This window comes from Amycolatopsis sp. NPDC043887 (assembly GCF_056435665.1).
Map to the genome: position 1 here is coordinate 86601 of NZ_JBWKEB010000009.1, position 17706 is coordinate 104306.

Annotated in this window: 21 protein-coding genes and 2 pseudogenes; 10 read left to right on the plus strand and 13 right to left on the minus strand. The window is 67.8% G+C overall.

Features of this window, described 5'->3' with window-relative positions:
* The first annotated feature begins 29 nt into the window (after positions 1-29).
* The gene (locus tag AC069H_RS24210) at positions 30-1268 is read left to right on the plus strand and encodes a D-alanyl-D-alanine carboxypeptidase family protein (protein ID WP_478233910.1); all 1239 of its coding nucleotides are present in this window, start codon (positions 30-32) and stop codon (positions 1266-1268) included.
* Between the two features lie 2 nt (positions 1269-1270).
* Here the strand turns inward: AC069H_RS24210 and AC069H_RS24215 are convergent, their stop codons facing one another.
* Positions 1271-2299: a YhjD/YihY/BrkB family envelope integrity protein gene (locus tag AC069H_RS24215; protein WP_478233911.1), complete on the minus strand. Its 1029-nt coding sequence runs from the start codon at positions 2297-2299 to the stop codon at positions 1271-1273.
* A gap of 35 nt (positions 2300-2334) precedes the next feature.
* Positions 2335-3354, minus strand: a complete 1020-nt coding sequence (trpS, locus tag AC069H_RS24220) for a tryptophan--tRNA ligase (RefSeq protein WP_478233912.1) — start codon at positions 3352-3354, stop codon at positions 2335-2337.
* 163 nt (positions 3355-3517) lie between these two features.
* Between trpS and AC069H_RS24225 the strand changes: the two genes are divergently transcribed.
* A complete protein-coding gene (locus AC069H_RS24225; protein ID WP_478233913.1) occupies positions 3518-4264 on the plus strand; it encodes a S1 family peptidase in 747 nt (248 codons plus the stop codon).
* A gap of 470 nt (positions 4265-4734) precedes the next feature.
* On the opposite strand, the gene AC069H_RS24230 is transcribed toward AC069H_RS24225, so the two are convergent.
* Positions 4735-5061 (minus strand): hypothetical protein, encoded by a 327-nt coding sequence (locus AC069H_RS24230; protein ID WP_219154100.1) that lies wholly within the window; start codon positions 5059-5061, stop codon positions 4735-4737.
* A 398-nt stretch (positions 5062-5459) separates the two neighbouring features.
* Between AC069H_RS24230 and AC069H_RS24235 the strand changes: the two genes are divergently transcribed.
* Positions 5460-6347 (plus strand): glycoside hydrolase family 19 protein, encoded by an 888-nt coding sequence (locus AC069H_RS24235; protein WP_125798268.1) that lies wholly within the window; start codon positions 5460-5462, stop codon positions 6345-6347.
* Positions 6348-6403: 56 nt separating this feature from the next.
* Here the strand turns inward: AC069H_RS24235 and AC069H_RS24240 are convergent, their stop codons facing one another.
* A complete protein-coding gene (locus AC069H_RS24240) occupies positions 6404-6904 on the minus strand; it encodes a MarR family winged helix-turn-helix transcriptional regulator (RefSeq protein WP_478225076.1) in 501 nt (166 codons plus the stop codon).
* 65 nt (positions 6905-6969) lie between these two features.
* On the opposite strand from AC069H_RS24240, the gene AC069H_RS24245 reads away from it, so the two are divergent.
* Positions 6970-7470 carry a cupin domain-containing protein gene (locus tag AC069H_RS24245; protein WP_478233914.1) on the plus strand — a complete coding sequence of 167 codons (501 nt, stop codon included), beginning with the start codon at positions 6970-6972 and terminating at the stop codon, positions 7468-7470.
* Here AC069H_RS24245 and AC069H_RS24250 read toward each other — a convergent pair.
* The 4 genes from AC069H_RS24250 to AC069H_RS24265 all read right to left on the minus strand — a co-directional run bounded on the left by AC069H_RS24250 (position 7464) and on the right by AC069H_RS24265 (position 9814).
* Positions 7464-8312, minus strand: coding sequence for a hypothetical protein (locus AC069H_RS24250; protein ID WP_478233915.1), 849 nt, complete (start codon positions 8310-8312; stop codon positions 7464-7466). The genes AC069H_RS24245 and AC069H_RS24250 overlap by 7 nt on opposite strands.
* Positions 8313-8383: 71 nt before the next feature.
* Complete coding sequence (locus AC069H_RS24255; protein ID WP_478225073.1) at positions 8384-8473, minus strand: hypothetical protein; 90 nt, start codon at positions 8471-8473, stop codon at positions 8384-8386.
* Between the two features lie 183 nt (positions 8474-8656).
* Entirely contained in the window at positions 8657-8893 is a 237-nt protein-coding gene (locus tag AC069H_RS24260) for a nucleotidyltransferase family protein (protein WP_478233916.1), read from the minus strand.
* A 114-nt stretch (positions 8894-9007) separates the two neighbouring features.
* Positions 9008-9814 carry an exodeoxyribonuclease III gene (locus AC069H_RS24265; RefSeq protein WP_478225071.1) on the minus strand — a complete coding sequence of 269 codons (807 nt, stop codon included), beginning with the start codon at positions 9812-9814 and terminating at the stop codon, positions 9008-9010.
* Between the two features lie 56 nt (positions 9815-9870).
* Here AC069H_RS24265 and AC069H_RS24270 point away from each other — a divergent pair.
* A pseudogene (locus AC069H_RS24270) lies at positions 9871-10608 on the plus strand (MBL fold metallo-hydrolase); the annotation flags it as partial.
* Between the two features lie 66 nt (positions 10609-10674).
* On the opposite strand, the gene AC069H_RS24275 reads toward AC069H_RS24270, so the two are convergent.
* Complete coding sequence (locus AC069H_RS24275; protein ID WP_340684631.1) at positions 10675-10980, minus strand: SH3 domain-containing protein; 306 nt, start codon at positions 10978-10980, stop codon at positions 10675-10677.
* A gap of 191 nt (positions 10981-11171) precedes the next feature.
* Positions 11172-12395, minus strand: coding sequence for an NADP-dependent isocitrate dehydrogenase (locus tag AC069H_RS24280; protein ID WP_340684632.1), 1224 nt, complete (start codon positions 12393-12395; stop codon positions 11172-11174).
* Positions 12396-12633: 238 nt separating this feature from the next.
* On the opposite strand from AC069H_RS24280, the gene AC069H_RS24285 reads away from it, so the two are divergent.
* The 3 genes from AC069H_RS24285 to AC069H_RS24295 all read left to right on the plus strand — a co-directional run bounded on the left by AC069H_RS24285 (position 12634) and on the right by AC069H_RS24295 (position 14828).
* Positions 12634-13143 carry a hypothetical protein gene (locus AC069H_RS24285; protein WP_478233917.1) on the plus strand — a complete coding sequence of 170 codons (510 nt, stop codon included), beginning with the start codon at positions 12634-12636 and terminating at the stop codon, positions 13141-13143.
* 83 nt (positions 13144-13226) lie between these two features.
* A complete protein-coding gene (locus AC069H_RS24290; protein ID WP_478233918.1) occupies positions 13227-13811 on the plus strand; it encodes a hypothetical protein in 585 nt (194 codons plus the stop codon).
* A 21-nt stretch (positions 13812-13832) separates the two neighbouring features.
* A complete protein-coding gene (locus AC069H_RS24295; protein WP_478225067.1) occupies positions 13833-14828 on the plus strand; it encodes a DUF2203 family protein in 996 nt (331 codons plus the stop codon).
* A gap of 3 nt (positions 14829-14831) precedes the next feature.
* On the opposite strand, the gene AC069H_RS24300 is transcribed toward AC069H_RS24295, so the two are convergent.
* Both AC069H_RS24300 and AC069H_RS24305 read right to left on the minus strand, forming a co-directional pair.
* Entirely contained in the window at positions 14832-15686 is an 855-nt protein-coding gene (locus AC069H_RS24300) for an alpha/beta fold hydrolase (protein ID WP_478233919.1), read from the minus strand.
* Between the two features lie 108 nt (positions 15687-15794).
* The gene (locus tag AC069H_RS24305) at positions 15795-16229 is read right to left on the minus strand and encodes an Lrp/AsnC family transcriptional regulator (RefSeq protein WP_340684637.1); all 435 of its coding nucleotides are present in this window, start codon (positions 16227-16229) and stop codon (positions 15795-15797) included.
* Positions 16230-16344: 115 nt separating this feature from the next.
* On the opposite strand from AC069H_RS24305, the gene AC069H_RS24310 reads away from it, so the two are divergent.
* Positions 16345-17196 carry an NAD-dependent epimerase/dehydratase family protein gene (locus AC069H_RS24310; RefSeq protein WP_478233920.1) on the plus strand — a complete coding sequence of 284 codons (852 nt, stop codon included), beginning with the start codon at positions 16345-16347 and terminating at the stop codon, positions 17194-17196.
* Between the two features lie 10 nt (positions 17197-17206).
* Here AC069H_RS24310 and AC069H_RS24315 read toward each other — a convergent pair whose 3' ends face one another.
* Complete coding sequence (locus AC069H_RS24315; RefSeq protein ID WP_478233921.1) at positions 17207-17347, minus strand: hypothetical protein; 141 nt, start codon at positions 17345-17347, stop codon at positions 17207-17209.
* Here AC069H_RS24315 and AC069H_RS24320 point away from each other — a divergent pair.
* A pseudogene (locus AC069H_RS24320) lies at positions 17298-17642 on the plus strand (aldo/keto reductase); the annotation flags it as partial. The gene AC069H_RS24315 and the pseudogene AC069H_RS24320 sit on opposite strands and share 50 nt — an antisense overlap.
* Between the last annotated feature and the right edge of the window lie 64 nt (positions 17643-17706).

A 17706-nucleotide genomic window follows, 5' to 3' on the forward strand; every position in this document is an offset into this window, starting at 1 on the left:
AGCGAGCCCGGCGACGCTACATTGCTCGGGTGCACAGCGCTATCTCCCGGTCGCTCCTGGTCCTAGTTTCCGGTGTGCTCGCCCTCGCGGTGACGCCGGTGGCCACAGCCGCCCCGAAGCCACCAGCCCAGGCGCAGCCGTGCGCGAACAAGGTGACGCCTCCACCGCCCGTCGACACCTCCGAGAAACCGCGCCCCGGCGAGGCCGCTCCGGCGCCGCTGCCGGTGCCGCCGGTTCCGGTGGGTGGCGACCGGATGGCCGAATGCGGGCTCGTGCTCCCGAAGCGTGCGCTGAACCCGCCCGAGGGGAACACCTCCGCGTCGTGGGTGCTGCAGGATCTCGACACCGGCGACGTCATCGCGGCGAAGGATCCGCACGCCCGTCAGCGGCCGGCGTCGCTGATCAAGGTCCTGCTCGGGCTGGTCGTGGTCACCGAGCTCCCGCCCGCCAAGATCGTCGTGCCGACCAAGGAGGACGCCGAGCAGGAGTGCACCTGCATGGGCATCGCCGCGGGCGGTCAGTACACAGTGGACCAGCTGTTGCACGGACTGCTGATGCACTCGGGCAACGACGCGGCGCACGCGCTCTCCACCGTGCTCGGCGGCATGGACGCGACCCTCGCGAAGATGAACGCGCTGGCCACCCGTATCGGCGCCACGGACACCCGGGCCGCCACACCGTCCGGGCTCGACGGCCCCGGTATGTCGACCTCCGCCTACGACATGAGCCTGATCTTCCACTACGCGATGAAGAACCCCGAATTCGCCAAGGTGGTCAAGACCAAGAGCTTCGAAGTCCCGGCCACCGCGGGAAAACCGGTCGTCACGATCTACAACGACAACAAGCTCCTCGGCAGCTATCCCGGGTTCACCGGCGGGAAGACCGGCTTCACCGACGACGCGCGCCACACCTACGCCGGCAGCGCGGTCCAGAACGGTCACCGGGTCGGGGTCGTGATGCTGCGCGCCGAGCAGCGTCCGACCCGGGTCACCGAGCAGGCCGCGAAGCTCCTCGACTACGGCATCGCGCTGCGCGAGTCCAAGGCCGAATCGGTGGGACGCATCGAATACCGGTCACCGGAAACGGTGAACGCGGACCCGGCCAACGCCGCGCCGAACGCCGATGGCGCGTCGAACAGCGGAGCGGCGGCCGCGGCCGAAGACCCGTTCGGCGTGACGGGCTGGATCATCACGCTGGTCGTCTTCCTGATCATCGTGGCGTCGTTCGTCGTCGGCCACCAGCGCAAGAAGGCCATGGCCGGCGAATAACGTCAGGACTTGCGACGGCCGAACCAGCCCAGGAGCGCGCCGGTCGCGAAAGCCCCGCCGACGGCGCCGAGCCCGGGCCCCTGCTGAACGGTCACCCTCGGGTGGATCAGCACCGGGGCAGGTGGCTCGATGACCGTCTTCAGGTTCTCTTTCGCCGTCGCCGTCCACGCGGTGACGAACAGCAGGAACCGCGAAACGAGGTTCGCGAACACGAGCAGGCCGATCACCGGGCCGAACAAGGTGAACGCCGGTGATTTCGTGACGCTGCCGAGGTAAACGGTCGCGGCCTGCTGGAGCACGACGAAACCGACCGCGGCGAAGATCGCGCCTTTGACCGCGCTGCGCAGCGCGACATGCTCACGCGGAAGCCTCGCGATGACCCACAGGAAGACCAGGGTGTTCGCGAGCAGGCCGAGCAGGATCGTCGCGGCCTTCAACAGGAACACGGCCCAGCCCTGGTTCTCGAGGCCGACCAGTTCGAGCAGGAACCGCCCGACGCCGCTGCCCGCGGCGGTGAGCCCGAACGAGATCACCAGCGCGACCCCGAGCCCGACGAGGGACAGCAGATCCTTGATGGTGGTCGAAACCAGCGGGAGCTTCTGCTTTTCCTGCCCCCATTGGGCGGTCAGCGCGTCACGCAGGTTCGACATCCAGCCGACCCCCGAATACAGGGCGAGCAGCAGGCCGAACACCCCGATACCGCCGCCGGAGTCCAGCGCCGCCTTGATGATGCTGCCGACGAGATCGCTCAGCCCTTCCGGGACCGACTTCTTGATGCCGTCGACGAGCTGGTTCGTCACCACCTGGTCACCGGCGAGCACGATCTTGATGACCGCGAAGGCGACCATCAAGATCGGGATCACCGAAAGCACGCTGAAGTAGGTGATTGCGGCGGCATAGTGATTGCCGTAGCGCTCGGTGAAGGCGTCGTTGGCCCGGATGAGGTGATCGAGCCAGCCGTACTTCCGCCTCAGGCGCGGTAACAGCTTGTCCTGTTCCGGCTTCGCGCCGTCATCATTCGCCACCGTCAAACGCTAACCACACCGCGACGACATCGCAGCGCGAATCAGCCCGCCGGGGGAAGGAACCCGATGTTCTCGTAGACGTTCCGCAAAGTCACCGAAGCGACTTCCCTGGCTCGTTGCGCACCGAGCGCCAAGGCCTTGTCGAGCTCGGCGACGTCGTCCAGATAGGACTGGACGCGTTCCTGCACCGGCGTGACCCAGTCGACGAACGCCTCCGCGACACCCTTCTTCAGGTCGCCGTAGCCCTTGCCCTCGTACGAGTTCTCGAGTTCGGAGACCGGCTGGTCGGTCAGCGCGGAGAGGATCGTCAGCAGGTTCGAGACGCCCGGCTTGTTCTCGGCGTCGAAGACGATCTCGCGGCCGGTATCCGTGACCGCCGAGCGCACCTTCTTCGCCGACTTCTTCGGTTCTTCGAGCAGCTCGATGAGGCCGTTGCCGGTCGACGAGGACTTGCTCATCTTCGCGGTCGGGTCCTGCAGGTCGTAGATCTTCGCCGTGTCCTTGACGATATGCGGCTCCGGCACGGTGAACGTCTTGCCGTAGCGGTTGTTGAACCGCTGCGCGAGGTTGCGCGTCAGCTCCAGATGCTGCCGCTGGTCCTCGCCGACGGGAACCTCGTTCGCCTGGTACAGCAGGATGTCGGCGGCCTGCAGGACCGGGTACGTGAACAGGCCGACACTGGCGCGATCGGTGCCCTGCTTCGCGGCCTTGTCCTTGAACTGCGTCATCCGGCTCGCTTCGCCGAAGCCGGTCTGGCACTCCAGCACCCAGCCCAGCTGGGCGTGCTCGGGCACGTGGCTCTGGACGAACAGCGCGCTGCGGGCCGGGTCGACCCCGAGCGCGAGCAGCTGCGCGGCCGAGCGGCGCGTGCGATCGCGCAGCACCTTCGGATCCTGCTCGACGGTGATCGCGTGCAGGTCGACGACCATGTAGAAGGTGTCGTGGGTGTCCTGCAGCCGAACCCACTGCCGCAGCGCGCCCAGGTAGTTGCCGAGGTGGAACGAGTCGGCGGTCGGCTGGATCCCGGAGAGCACGCGCGGGCGCTTCTGTTCGTCGGACACGCCCGGATTCTCTCAGGCCACGCCGCGGCGGGTCATCCGGCCTCGTCCCGGCCGAACGGTCTAAACGGTTAAACGCCACATACTTCCGACGGTTCTGGGCGCGGTGCCCGATTCCTAGCGTTCAAGGCACCGGATCTTCCGGCCACACCGAAGGAGAACCCAGATGAAGGCACGATCCCTACTGATGGGCTTGGCCATGGCGGCCGCGGCCGTCTTCTCGCTTTCCGGCGTCGCGGCTGCGGCCGAGCCCACCGGAGGCGTCCAGCCGAACATCGTCGGCGGCGGCAACGCGACCCAGGTCTACTCGTTCATGGTGTCCCAGCAGTCGAGCTCCGGCGGCCACCAGTGTGGTGGCTCACTGATCAGCTCGACCTGGGTGGTCACCGCGGCGCACTGTGGCACGCCGTACCAGGTGCGCGTCGGCACCACGAACCGCACCAGCGGCGGCACCGTCGCCCGCGTGGCCCAGCGCATCGCCCACCCGAGCGCCGACCTGGCGCTGCTGCGTCTCTCGACGGCGGTGTCGCAGGCGCCGGTCACGATCGCCGCTTCGTCCGGGGCCGTTGGCACCGCGACGCGGATCATCGGCTGGGGCCAGACCTGCCCCGTCCGCGGTGGTTGTGGCGCCCCGATCAACCTCCAGGAGCTGAACACCTCGATCGTCGCCGACACCCGGTGCAGCGGCATCCGGGCCGCCAGCGAGATCTGCACCAACAACCCCAACGGCAACTCGGGTGCCTGCTACGGCGACTCGGGCGGCCCGCAGGTCAAGCAGGTCAGCGGTGTCTGGCAGCTGGTCGGCGCGACCAGCCGCGCCGGGAACAACAGCAGCACCTGCGCGACCGGGCCGTCGATCTACGTGGACGTCCCCTACTTCCGCAGCTGGATCCGCACCAACTCCGGCGTCTGATCCGGTCCCCGCGTCACCCCACCGTCCCCGGGGGCGACGCGGGCCCAGCCGGTTCAGCAAGGAACCGTGCGGAAGTTCGAAGAGCCGCTCCAGCAGCGCGACCGCCTTCAGGGAGTCGCATCGCTCGGGGCGGCTTCTTCCTGTCCGCCAGTAGCTCAAGGTCGCGACGCTGACCCGGACACCCTCCAGGGCGAGCCGGTGCCGGATCCGGTCGAGGCCGAGGCCGCTGTCCGTGATCGCCCGGTCCAGGGCGCGGGGGAAGGGGTCACCGGGCCGGCTGCGACGCCGTGTCACCGTCATGGACCCGAGCGTGGCGATCAGCGAGCGGCTAAACAATCCGGGCCGGACTAGGTGTACCTACCCAAGAAATCCGCCGACCTGCGTTTAGCCCCCTAATCGCGATCTGCCTGGCCCAGGGCACCGACCTGCGTTTAGCCCCCTAATCGCGATCCGGGGCCGGGAGGCGCAGGTCAGGGGCGCTGCTGGCGAGTGAGGGCGTCGTCCGCGAGCACGGCTTCGGCCATCGCGGCGACGTGCGGGGTGGCGGGCTGCGCCGGGGCGGGAGCGGGGGCGACGGCGGCCGCGCGGGCCTTCCGGCGCTGGCGGAACACCCCGAAGGCCATCCCGACGATGCCGAGCGCGACGGCGATCAAGCCGACCGGGCCCAGAAGACCGAACGCCATCTCCGACCGCGACGTCGTGTCCGCGGCCGATGCCGGTACCGCGCCCGCGACGAGCAGCGCGACCGGGATCGCGACGACCGCCGCGGCCCTCGCCGCGGGCATGGCCGATCGCACCAGGAGATGAACTGGGTTCCGCACCGGAGTGCCTCCCGTGACGTGACTTTGCCGAACCGGAACGCTAACCCGAACGAGTGAGCATTTCCAGGCTGCTGGTCAAAAAACTACCGAGCGTGTCAAGACCTGTGGGTTCTGATCAACTCGGGGCACGAGAGTAGCCCCTCACAGGGGGGATGTTTCGAGCACCCCTCTTCTCAGAGTTGTCGAGCTCAAGATCGGTTTCCGACAAAACCGGACAGGGTTGGACCATTCGACTGTCACACGCGGCCGAACAGGCGGTATCCGGCTTTCCGCGGTTGGTTTCTTGTCCGCAATGGTTTATACCTGTTGGCCATACCCCTTAAAAGGTATAGACCAATCTCCCTGCATGGTCCCCTCGTACGAAGGAGCCACCGATGTCTCTTCGACGTATTCTCGCGGCGGTCGCCGCCACCTTCGCCGCCACCACGGTCGCCGTGGTCGTCCCGGCCCAGTCCGCCTCCGCCGCGGACTGCGTGGCGCCGTGGAACGCGAGCTCGGTCTACTGGGGCGGCAACACCGCCTCCCACAACGGGCACAACTGGTCCGCGAAGTGGTGGACGCAGAACGAAACCCCTGGTAGCGCGCAGGTCTGGGCCGATCAGGGCGCCTGCGGTGGCGGCACGACCAACCCGCCGAACCCGTCCGGCTTCGTGGTCAGCGAGGCCCAGTTCAACCAGATGTTCCCGAGCCGGAACCCCTTCTACACCTACAACGGCCTGGTCACCGCCCTGAGCGCATACCCGGCCTTCGCGGGCACGGGCAGCGACACCGTGAAGAAGCAGGAAGCGGCGGCCTTCCTGGCGAACGTCAGCCACGAGACCGGCGGCTTGGTCCACATCGTCGAACAGAACGAGGCCAACTACCCGCACTACTGCGACACGAGCCAGTCCTACGGCTGCCCGGCGGGCAACGCCGCGTACTACGGCCGCGGCCCGATCCAGCTGAGCTGGAACTTCAACTACAAGGCCGCCGGCGACGCGCTGGGCCTGCCACTGCTGACCAACCCGTGGCTGGTGCAGAACGACGCGGCGGTCGCTTGGAAAACCGGCATCTGGTACTGGATGACCCAGAACGGTCCCGGCACGATGACCCCGCACAACGCGATGGTCAACAGCCGCGGCTTCGGCGAGACCATCCGCAGCATCAACGGCAGCATCGAGTGCAACGGCGGCAACCCCGCCCAGGTGCAGAGCCGCGTGAACAAGTACCAGCAGTTCACCGGCATCCTCGGCGTGAGCCCGGGCGGCAACCTGTACTGCTGATCCATCCAGGGTGCTGAAGGGGCCCTTCGCCGCATGTGACGCGGCGAAGGGCCCCTTCAGCTTTCGAGGGACGTCAGCAGTCGTCGCAGCGAAGCGTCCAGGACGCCGAGGTCGTCACCAAGCGGCGCGAGCAGCTTCGCGACGTTCGCCGTATGCTCGGTCATCGCGGCGTCGACGACTTCGAACCCGCGCCCGGTCAGCGTGACCCGGAAGCTGCGCCGGTCTTCCGGATCCAGCGCCCGTTCCACCAGCCCCGCCGACTCGAGCCGGTCGATCCTGCTGGTCATCCCGGCCCTGGACATCATCAGCGTCGCGGAAAGCTCGGACGGGATCAGCGTGTACGGCTTCCCGGATCGCCTGAGCGCCGCGAGCACGTCGAACTCCCCTTGCTTCAAGCCGTGCTTCGCGAACACGGCTTCCACCATGGGGGTGGTCAGCATCGCCACGCGACCGAGTCGCCCGGCGACCCCGATCGCGGTCAAGTCCAGCTCCGGCCGCTCGCGGCGCCACGCGCCGACGACCGCGTCGATCGCGTCCGTGTTTCGTTCTTCGCTCACGGACGCAGTCTATTCGACAGGAGATAGTTTGACAGCGAACTATCAGTGATGGAACTATCGCAGGCATGACCCAGCGCATCGAAACCCGTGAAGCCGTCCTCGTCCGCGCCGCCGAAGCCGAAACCGTCGGTGCGGCCCCCACCCTTGTCACCCTGCTCGCCGACATCTCGACCACAGGCGGAGTCATGAGCAGCGCGCGAACACGGTTAGGCGTCGGCGCCGATGGGGCCGCGCCGCACTACCACACCGACTCCTCCGAGATGTTCTTCATACTCGGCGGAAAGCTGGAAGTCCTTGTGGGAGAAGAAATCGTCACCGTTTCCGAAGGCGACATGCTGGTCGTCCCGCCACTGACCACACACGCGTTCCGCGCGGCCGTCGACTCGTCGGCGGACGTCCTGATCGTGTTCATCCCCGGCGTGGAACGGTTCGACTACTTCCGCCTACTGGAGAAGGTCGGACACGGCGAAGCGACCGTCCAGGATCTCTTGGACAGCCAGGAAAAGTTCGACAACCACTTCGTCGAGAGTCCAGTGTGGACGGAGAGCGCGAAGTCCCGTCAGTAGCCGCGCGGCGGGTACCCCGGCGGCGGATACCCGGGCTGCGGGTACTGCGGTGGCGGGTAGTGCGGTGGCGGATAACCGTGATGCTGCGGCGGATACGGCTGCTGTCCGTACTGCGGCGGAGGCGGGTACTGCTGCGGATAGCCGGGGTTCTGCGGCGGATACGGCTGGTGCGGGTACTGGGGCTGCTGCGGGGCGGGCTGACCGCCGCCGAGGTGGAACGGCAGCAGCGACACGAGTTGCGCGAGACGCCCCAGCGTCGAGAGCAAGTCATCCGGCTTGGTCCGGCCGAAGGTCGGATTCTCGACGTAAACCAGTTCCGCACCCACCAGCGACCAGGTGTGCAGCTTCAAGGACCGCATCGTGGCGGCGACCTGCGGCGTCAGCACGCCGACCGCGACGTTCGGGTCGGTGTCGATCAGCTTGTACCAGCGGTTGAACTTCCGGTCCGCGGTGGCGGGCTCCGGATACTGCTCGACGTCCCAGGCGGACTCGATGCTCGACACGATCTGGAAGTTCGGCATCGGCGCGGGCAGGGTGACGGCCCAGACCGTGTCGATCGAGATCGTGTCGAGCTCGTTGACCTTCTTGTTGGTCCACCGCGTGTGCACACTCGTGACCGTCGGGCGGCGGTGGTAGTCGAAGACGCTGAACCGCAGCCCTTGATACATGCCGCTCAGCGCGCCGAACGCCATCCGCTTGTCGCCGCGCTGGTTGAACGGCAGCACCGTCCACCGTTCCAGCATGTTCGGCGCGTCCGGGCTGAACTCCCACCCGTACTGGCCGGACATCGCGTAGCGCTCGGCGTTCGTCGCCTCGATGCGCCTGGCTTCGTTCGTCTCCATCGCGACCCCCGATTCTCCCGGCGTGCAGCCTATCCGGAGTACATCGGCGTTACGGGCGCGCGTGGTCGGACCTACGCGTCTTGCCACCGCCGCAGGACGCCGATCAGCCCAGGAAGCCGCTCTGTGAGCACCTGCCGCACCAAGGCATCGTCGACCGTCACGTACCCATGGATGAGGATGTTACGGAAGATCCGGCACTTGCGCCGCCAAGTCGCTATCCGCTTTGGACAGCTGGTTCAGCACCTCACCGATGATTTCGCACCGACGCTCGACAGCCCTCGCCTTTGCTGAACTCACTCAGCAGTTCCGCTGCCCTCAAGGCGTCCCAAAGGTAAGCCCGAGCATCACGCTGTATGGAGCAGCTCCCGAGTCTCCAGCACCTGATGCTTGAAGTACGGATTGCGAATGCTGGTCACACTGATGAGGTCCACGGGACGACCCAGGACCCGCTCAAGGCCTTCCTTCCGAACGAAGTAGTCGAACCCCGGCCCAGCATCGAACTCGACGAACACGTCGACGCCGCTGGACCGCAGGTCGAACCTGTCACTCACGGCTGAGCCGAACAGATCGAGGCGGCGCACTGAGTGCCCGGCACAGCTGCTCGATCTCGCGCTTCTTGAGATCGAGCAGCTGTGCCTGACCGGATCCCGGAGGTCACGGCGAACAGCCGGGATCCGGAATTGCCTGCCGGCTGCTCAGCCTGAGTAGGTGGCCGTCACCGGCGCGTGGTCGGACCAGCGCCGGTCATAGGACTCGGCGCGCTCGACCACGACGGAGGTGCACCGCTCGGCCAGGCCGGGGGTGGCGATCTGGCAGTCGATGCGCCAGCCGGTGTCGTTGTCGAACGCCTTCCCGCGGTACGACCACCAGGTGTACGGGCCGGGGCCTTCCGGGTCGAGCTTGCGCTGTACGTCGACGTAGCCGGCCTCGCTGAACACGCGGCCGAGCCAGTCCCGCTCCTCCGGCAGGAAGCCCGAGCTCTTCTGGTTTCCCCGCCAGTTCTTCAGGTCGATCTTGTCGTAAGCGATGTTCCAGTCGCCCACGACGACGACCTCACGGCCGCCGGCCTCGGCCTTGGCGCGCAGGTCGACGAGGTACGGCAGGAACGCCGTCATGAAGCGCTCCTTTTCGTCCTGGCGCGGGGTCCCGACGTCGCCGCTGGGCAGGTACAGGCTCGCGACCACGACATTCGGCAGGTGGATCTCGGCGTAGCGGCCGCTGTCTTCGAATTCGGGCTCGCCGAAACCGATGCGGACCTCTTCCGGCTCCGCCCGGCTGAAGAGCATGACGCCGTTGCGCCCCTTCTGCGCCGACGGCGCGTGCACCACGTGCCAGCCTTCGGGCGCGGCGGCACCGGCCGGGAGCTCCTTGAGCTCGGCCCGGACCTCCTGGCAGGCGACGACATCGGCCTTCGTCGAGCCCAGCCACTCGACGAAGCCCTTTTTCGCGGCGGCACGAAGGCCGTTGACATTCACAGTGGAGACGGTCAGCACCCGTCGCACGCTACCTGGGGGGTCCGACAGAACCGGCAGGGCGTTCGCTCTGCGAGACTGCGCGCATGAGCGAGCTGACCGTGCTGGGCAGCTGCGGCGCCTGGCCGGAACCTGGCCGGGCCTGCGCCGGCTTCCTCCTGGTCCACGAGGGTTTCAAGGTCGTTCTCGACCTCGGCTACGGCGCCGCGTCACGGCTGTTCGAACACTGCCCGGGCGGCCGGATCGACGCCGTGGTGGTGACGCACGAGCATCCCGATCACTGCGCCGATGTGAGTGCGCTCGGCCGGGCCCGTGCCTATGGGCTGCCGGACGAGCCGAAGATCCCGCTGCACTGCACGCCGGGCACGGTGCGCCGGCTCGAAGCGCTGGAGCCGCGACCGCATCCGACGACGATCTTCGACGTGCGCGAACTCGGCCCGCCGCGCGAGGTCGGCCCGTTCCGGATGACCACGTTCCTGCTTCCGCACCATGTGCCGAACTACGGGGTCCGCCTGACCGCGCCCGGGCTCACCGTCGCCTACACCGGCGACAGCGGGCCAAGCCCGATCCTCGCGGAACTGGCGCGCGACGCCGACCTCCTCATCGCCGACGCCACGCTTCAGGGACCGTCGCCCGACGAGACGCCGCGTCTGGTGTCCACGGCGGGCGAGGCCGGGTACTGGGCCGAGCGAGGCGGCGCCCGGCGGCTGCTGCTGACCCACTTCTGGCCCGGTTCCGACCGCGGGATCTCGGTGGCCGAAGCGCGGAAGGAGTTCAGCGGCGAGGTGCTGGCGGCCGAGGAAGGCACCCACTTGCGTTTCGCGGGCAAAACGCGAACCCCCAGGCCAGCGCCCAACCTGCGTTTCGCGGGCAAAACGCGAACCCCCAGGTCACGGGCCGCATTTCGCGCCTTCGACAGGGGGCGCGAACTCGGCGGAGACCCACTTGCCCTCGGCGATCTTGCGGAAGCCCTTCTCGACCACCGGCTGCGCGTCGATCTTCGTGTCCTTGACGTACTTGCCGACGATCTTCTGCCCACCGGGGGTGTCGCGCGCGTTGAGCACGTCGGCCGTCACCACGACCTGGCAACCGGTCGGGCTCGACGCGCTCGACTCCCTGTCCTGCCCCGAGATGGCGACGACGACGATCAGCGCCAGTCCGCCGCCGATGAACAAGACCGGTTTCGAGATGGCCATGATGGTCACTCCTCGAACAAGGGAATCGTTTTCTGTCCGGTCCAGAGTGGCAGAAGCCGGGGCGGTCGCCCAGATCCCGGATTGCCAACCACCCGGAGGCGCCAACCCCGGCCGGTCACGGGCTACCCACCGTCACCACGCGAAAAGGCCCCCTACCGCGAGGGAAGGGGGCCTTCAAGCGTTCACGAGACTCAGCCCTGGGCGATCTTCTCGGCCAGGTTGGCGTCCAGCGTCGCGAGGAACTCCTCGGTGGTCTGGAACGGCTGGTCCTTGCTGATCAGCAGCGCGAGGTCCTTGGTCATCTTGCCGCTCTCGACGGTCTCGACGACGACCTGCTCCAGCTTGTTCGCGAAGCCGATCAGCTCCGGGTTCGAGTCCAGCTTGCCGCGGTGCTCGAGCCCACGAGTCCACGCGAAGATGGACGCGATCGGGTTGGTCGAGGTCGGCTTGCCCTGCTGGTGCTGGCGGTAGTGCCGGGTCACCGTGCCGTGCGCGGCCTCGGCCTCGACGGTCTTGCCGTCCGGGGTGCGCAGCACCGAGGTCATCAGGCCCAGCGAGCCGAAGCCCTGCGCGACCGTGTCGGACTGCACGTCACCGTCGTAGTTCTTGCAGGCCCAGACGTAGCCGCCCTCCCACTTCATCGCCGCGGCGACCATGTCGTCGATCAGGCGGTGCTCGTAGGAGATGCCCTTGGCGTCGAAGTCGGCCTTGAACTCGGCCTGGTAGATCTCCTCGAACACGTCCTTGAACATGCCGTCGTAGGCCTTCAGGATGGTGTTCTTGGTCGACATGTAGACCGGGTACTCACGGTCGAGGCCGTACTGCAGCGAGGCGCGCGCGAAGTCCTCGATGGACTTGCGGAAGTTGAACATGCCCATGGCGACGCCGCCGCCCTCGGGGTACTGCGCGACCTGGAACTCCATCGGCTCGGAACCGTCGGCCGGGGTGTAGGTCATCGTCAGCGTGCCGGGGCCGGGGACCTTGAAGTTGGTCGCCTTGTACTGGTCACCGTGCGCGTGACGGCCGATGATGATCGGCTTGGTCCAGCCCGGCACCAGGCGCGGGATGTTCTGGATGACGATCGGCTCGCGGAAGATCACGCCGCCGAGGATGTTGCGGATCGTCCCGTTGGGCGAGAGCCACATCTTCTTCAGGCCGAATTCTTCGACGCGCGCCTCGTCCGGCGTGATCGTGGCGCACTTGACGCCGACGCCGTGCTTCTTGATCGCGTTGGCGGAGTCGATGGTGATCTGGTCGTCGGTGCGGTCCCGCTCCTCGATGCCCAGGTCGTAGTACTCCAGGTTCACGTCCAGGTACGGGTGGATCAGCCTGTCCTTGATGAACTGCCAAATGATGCGGGTCATCTCATCGCCGTCGAGCTCGACGACGGTGCCCTGGACCTTGATCTTGGCCATGAGCAGCGGTGCTCCTTCCGCGGATCTTCGCGTTCTACTTCAGTCTCCGGTAGCGGTACAAGCGTACTGCTTAACGGTGCTGGATGGTTCCAGTAGTGGTCGGTATCAAGTCTCCACGAGGCGAATGTGTCCGACGTCACTCGGTCGTACGACGGCCATCCGGCCGTCACGGGAACGATGGCGACCGCGTCATCATCGAACAACACTCCTCCGCCGGCCCACCGGAAAGGGCGATCCCATGTCGACCAACCCCTACGCCGTGCCTCCGTACGAGCAGCCTCAGGCGCCGGATCCCTACGCCCAGCCTAGGCAAAGCGGTCGCGCGGTGCCCCGGGTGCTCAGCGGGCTCGGCGGTGTCCTGCTCACGCCGGTCGCGCTCGGCCTGACGATCTACGGCGGCTCGCTGCTCCAGCGGGGTTTCTCGCGCTCCTTGTCCATCAGCGAGGACCCGCTCGGCATCGTCCTCCTGGTCCTGGGCGGCCTGCTCCTGCTCGGCGTCGCGTTCCTCGGGGCGCTGTCCGGACTCGGGCCGGTACTGGGCGGGCTGCTGTGGGGAGTACTGCCGGGCCTGGCGTTCCTCCTGAGCCCGCGAGATGCCATGAGCCTCGTCTACGACGTCGGCGGCAGCGGCCTCGGCGTCGGCCTGGTGACCTGGCTCGTGATGGGCGCGCTGGTCGGGAGTGGTTTCCTGCTGATCGGAGCCGGTTTGGTCGGCACCCTCTCGCGGCGCCGCTCAAATCGCGTTTAGGGGGCTAAACGCGATCCGCCGGAGATCGAAGTGAACCGAAGGGGGCCGGCGTCCGTAGTCCGGTGCAGGGAGGTGACCCGCCCATGTCAACGCACCGGTACGTCGCGGAGTACGACGACGAGGACTACCAGGAGTACGGCGAGTACGAGCAACCCAAGGACCCGCGCAGGCCGTACGAGGACGTCGAGTCGTATGAACCGTACGAGCCCTTCGACGACGACCTGGGATCCGAAGACCCGCGCGCGGGCCGAGGCGTGCGTCGCGTCCTCAGCGGCGCGGGTGGGCTGATCCTGACGCCGGTCGCCCTCGGCCTGCTGGCTTGGGGCGGCCTGCGGCAGCAGATGCTCGTCCAGGCGACGCTCAGCACCCAGCGTGACGTCCTCAGCATCGGTCTCCTGGTGGGCGGCGGGGTCCTCCTGCTGTCGGTCGGACTGCTCGGCGCGCTCTCGGCGACCGGCCCGATCCTCGGCGGCCTCGTCTGGGGTGTCGCCCCCGGCGTGGCCACGATCGCGGTCCCGGAATGGGGCTTCCGGCTGGTGAAGTATCTGCCGCAGAACGACGTCACCTACGGCGTCACGAGCTGGCTGTTCATCGGCGGACTGCTCGCGACGGGCTTCCTCCTGACCGGCGCGGGCCTCGCGTCGAGACTCGCCCGGCGGCGCCGCTGAGCGGGCTGGGACCATCGGCGCATGGGTTTGTTCACCGTTCCCGAAGCCCGCGCCGAGCTCGCCCGGCTACGCCCCGTGCTCGACGAACTGGTCCGGCTCCGCGCCGACGCGGCCGAACTCGCCGCGTCCCTGCGCCCCGGCGGCCGCGAGACCTCGCTCGGCGGGATGCCGGAATGGAAGGCCGCGCAGGCCCGGCTGGACGACCTGATGACCACCGTCCAGAGGACGGGCGCGGAGCTGAAGGGATTCGCCCCGCTCCTGATCGACTTCCCCGCCGAACTCGACGGCGCCGACGTCCTGCTCTGCTGGCTCGAAGGCGACGCCGAGCTGTCCTGGTATCACCGCGCCGACCTGGGTTTCGCCGGACGCCGCCGCCTCCCGGATAAGGTCGCGGTCGTGAGCGAGGAGATCGCGGCCGGGCTGTTCGACGGCATCGCCGCGCGCTACGACGAAGACACCTTTCACGGCTTGGTCGCCGACGCGCTCGTCGACGGCCTCGGCTGCACGGCACCCGAGCGTGTTCTCGACGTCGCGACCGGGACGGGGGTGGCCGCGTTCGCCGCACTGCGCCTGGAGCCGGGTGAAGTGCTCGCGATCGACATCTCGCCGGGCATGATCGCCCAGGCCGAGACGAAGGCGGCGACGCACGATCCCGGCAAGCGCATCACCTGGCAGGTGGCTTCCGCGGTTCCGTCGCCGGTGGAGGACGAGGGCGCGGACGCCGTGCTGTGCGCGTCTTCGCTGCACTTCCTCGGCGCGGCCGCCCTGCGCGACTGGCTGCGCGCGCTGCGCCCCGGCGGACGCGTCGGCTTCAGCCTGCCGATCGCGTCGGCGTTCCGGCCGTCGGAGGCGTTCGCCGCGATCGTCCCCACCGACCTGAAGCTGCCGGAAACCGAGGACGACGCGGCGGAACTGGCCTCCGGAGCCGGCTTCACCGAGGTGACCGTGAAACGGCTCGACGTCGAAACCGAGGATCGGGTCCGGTCGGTGTTCGTGGTGCACGCGACCAGGCCCTGACCCCTACAGCGGCGCGAAGAACGGCACACACTTCGGCGCGGGCGCGTTCTCCGGGTCGAGCGCCTTGAGGATCAGGCTCGTCACGTTCGGATCGATCGCCTGGCTCAGGTGCCCTGAAACGTCGGAGCCGCATTTGTCCTGCAGCACGATGTCGGTCGCGCCCGGCTCGTCCAGCACACCGCTGGTGTACGGCGTGACCACTCGATCGTGGCGGCTCACGATGCTCGTGTAGGTCGGCCCCGGCACGGTCACGCCGTCACGGGCGAGGTCGTCGAGGAAGTCCGATGGCGCCAGGTATTCGCGGCACGCCCCGCAGACGCCGTCAGCGAGGAGATCGATACCGGGCAACGACAGCACGGCCTTGGCGAGGCCGGAGAGGCCGTTGAGCGACGTGCCCTTGAAGTTCGAGCCGAACCCGACGAAATGCTTCACCTTCTCCGCACCTCCCTCGAATTTGAGGTAGTACGCCGGCATCGTCGTGCCCTCGGAATGCCCGACGATGTCGACCTTGTCCGCACCGGTACTCGCTCGCACGCGATCGACGAACACGCCGAGTTCGACGGCGCTCTTCCGCATGGAGGCGAGCCCGCCGAACAACTGTCCACCCAGGACGGTCGCACCATAGGTCAGCGAATAGACGCAGTAGCCGGCGTTCTCGATCTTCGGCGCGTGGTGGAACCAGTTGGTCGTCGCGTTGCCGCCGAGACCGTGCACCAGCACGACGGGCTCGGGATGGTTCGCGCTCGGCTTGCACGACCAGTCGTTCCAGCCGCTCGACGGCGCCGCGCTCGCCGCCGCCGGGACGGCGATCGTGAACGTCAAGGCCGCGATCAGCGTGGTGAGGATCCGAGCCCGCATCCCTGCCTCCGGTTACTCGTCAGTATGTGATGCGAGTCATCCTGCGTCACAAAGCGACGAGCTGAACCAGGAGAACGACCAGACTTGCCTGTCAGTTCTTGTGATGGATCACAAGGGCAGGAGCACTCGTCGTTCGATCGGGCTGGACATGACGATCGACGTCGTCGTGGCGCCCAGCACGGAGAGGTCCTCCAGCAACTCCTCCAGGTGGGTGGTGTCGCGCACGGCGATCTTCAGGATCCAGCAGTCCTCGCCCACCACATGGTGCAGCTCGAGGATTTCGGGGCGGTCCATGATCTTCCGCGTGCGCGGATGGCGGACGGTGAACCCGCTGTGCGGCGCCATCCGCACGAACGCCCGCAGCCCCAGTCCGATCCCGGCGGGCGAAACGAGCGCCGCGTAACCGGTGATCGTGCCGTCGGCTTCGAGCCGTTTGACCCGCTCGCCGACGGCGGCGGGGCTCAGCGAAACGCGGCGCCCGAGCTCGCTCAGAGTGATGCGGCCTTCCTCCTGGAGGAGTTCCAGGAGTCGCCGGTCGATCACGTCCAGTGAGCTTTCAGCGAAACCGCGATTCGACCGAGATTCTTTCAGCGATTCCGCCGATTCACCCATGTTCTCCCCTTCAAGTGCCCGGATCGCCACCGTAACACTTGTGGACATGAAGCTCGTGCACATGAGAGTGCTCGTTCTCGGCGGAAGCCGGTACTTCGGCCGCGGGGTGGTCGAGCGGCTGCGGGACGCCGGCTCGGACGTCACCGTCCTCAACCGTGGCTCCGCACCTGCCCCGTCCGGCGTCGCTCACCTGCTCGCCGACCGCGACGACGAAGCCGGCCTGAAGGCCGCTCTGCGGTCTCGTTCCTTCGACGTCGTGCTCGACCAGGTCTGCTACACGCCGGTCCAGGCGGAAATCGCGCGCCGTGTGCTCCGCACGGACCGCTACGTCATGACGTCCACGATCGAGGTCTACGACCAGGTCAGGACGGAGACGCCGATGACCGAATCGCTGGTCTCCTCCGTGCCGGTCGACCTCGGGGCACCTTCGTACGACTACGGCGAAGGCAAGCGGCAGGCCGAGACGGTCTTCGCGGCGGGAGAACCACCGTTCGCGTCGGTGCGCGTCGCGCACGTCCTCGGCGGAAAGGATTTCACCGGGCGGCTGCGCCATTACGTCGAACGGCTGGACGCGGGGGACGCCGTGGACATCCACGCGGGACCGCGGCCGTCGACGTTCATCCACGCGAGTGAGATCGCGGACTTCCTGACCTGGGCCACGCTCGCGGACTTCACGGGTCCGGTCAACGCCGGCTCCCACGGCGGACTTACCGCCGTGGACATCGCCCGCGCGATCTCGATCGAGCCCCGGTTCCGGGTCGTCGAGCGGGACGCCTCGCCGTTCTCGTTCGACCGGTACGCCGTCCTGGACACCTCGCGCGCGACCGGCCTCGGCTTTTCCTTCTCCTCCACCACCGATTGGCTCGGCGCAGCCATCGAAGACGCCAGAAAGGCATGACCCCCATGCGTTACCGCAACATCGGAGACGTCGAAGTGAGCGCGATCGGGCTGGGCGCGATGCCCCTGTCGATCGAGGGCCGTCCTGATCGGGACCGCGCGATCGCCACGATCCACGCCGCGCTCGACGCCGGTGTCACGCTGATCGACACGGCCGACTCCTACCACTGGCACGCGGGCGAAACCGGCCACAACGAGATGCTCATCGCCGACGCGCTGGCCGTCCGCGGCGACTCGGACGGGGTCCTCGTCGCGACCAAGGGCGGCCGTGGCCGTCCCGGTGACGGTTCGTGGACCGTCACTGGGACTCCCGCGCACCTCAGGAACGCCTGCGAGGGGTCGCTGAAACGCCTCGGCGTCGACGCCATCGGGCTCTATCAGCTGCACAAGCCCGATGAGAACGTGCCGTGGGCGGATTCCGTGGGTGCGATCAAGGAGCTGGCCGACGAAGGCAAGATCCGGCTCGCCGGGATATCCAACGTGTCCCGCGCGCAGATCCTCGAAGCGCGGG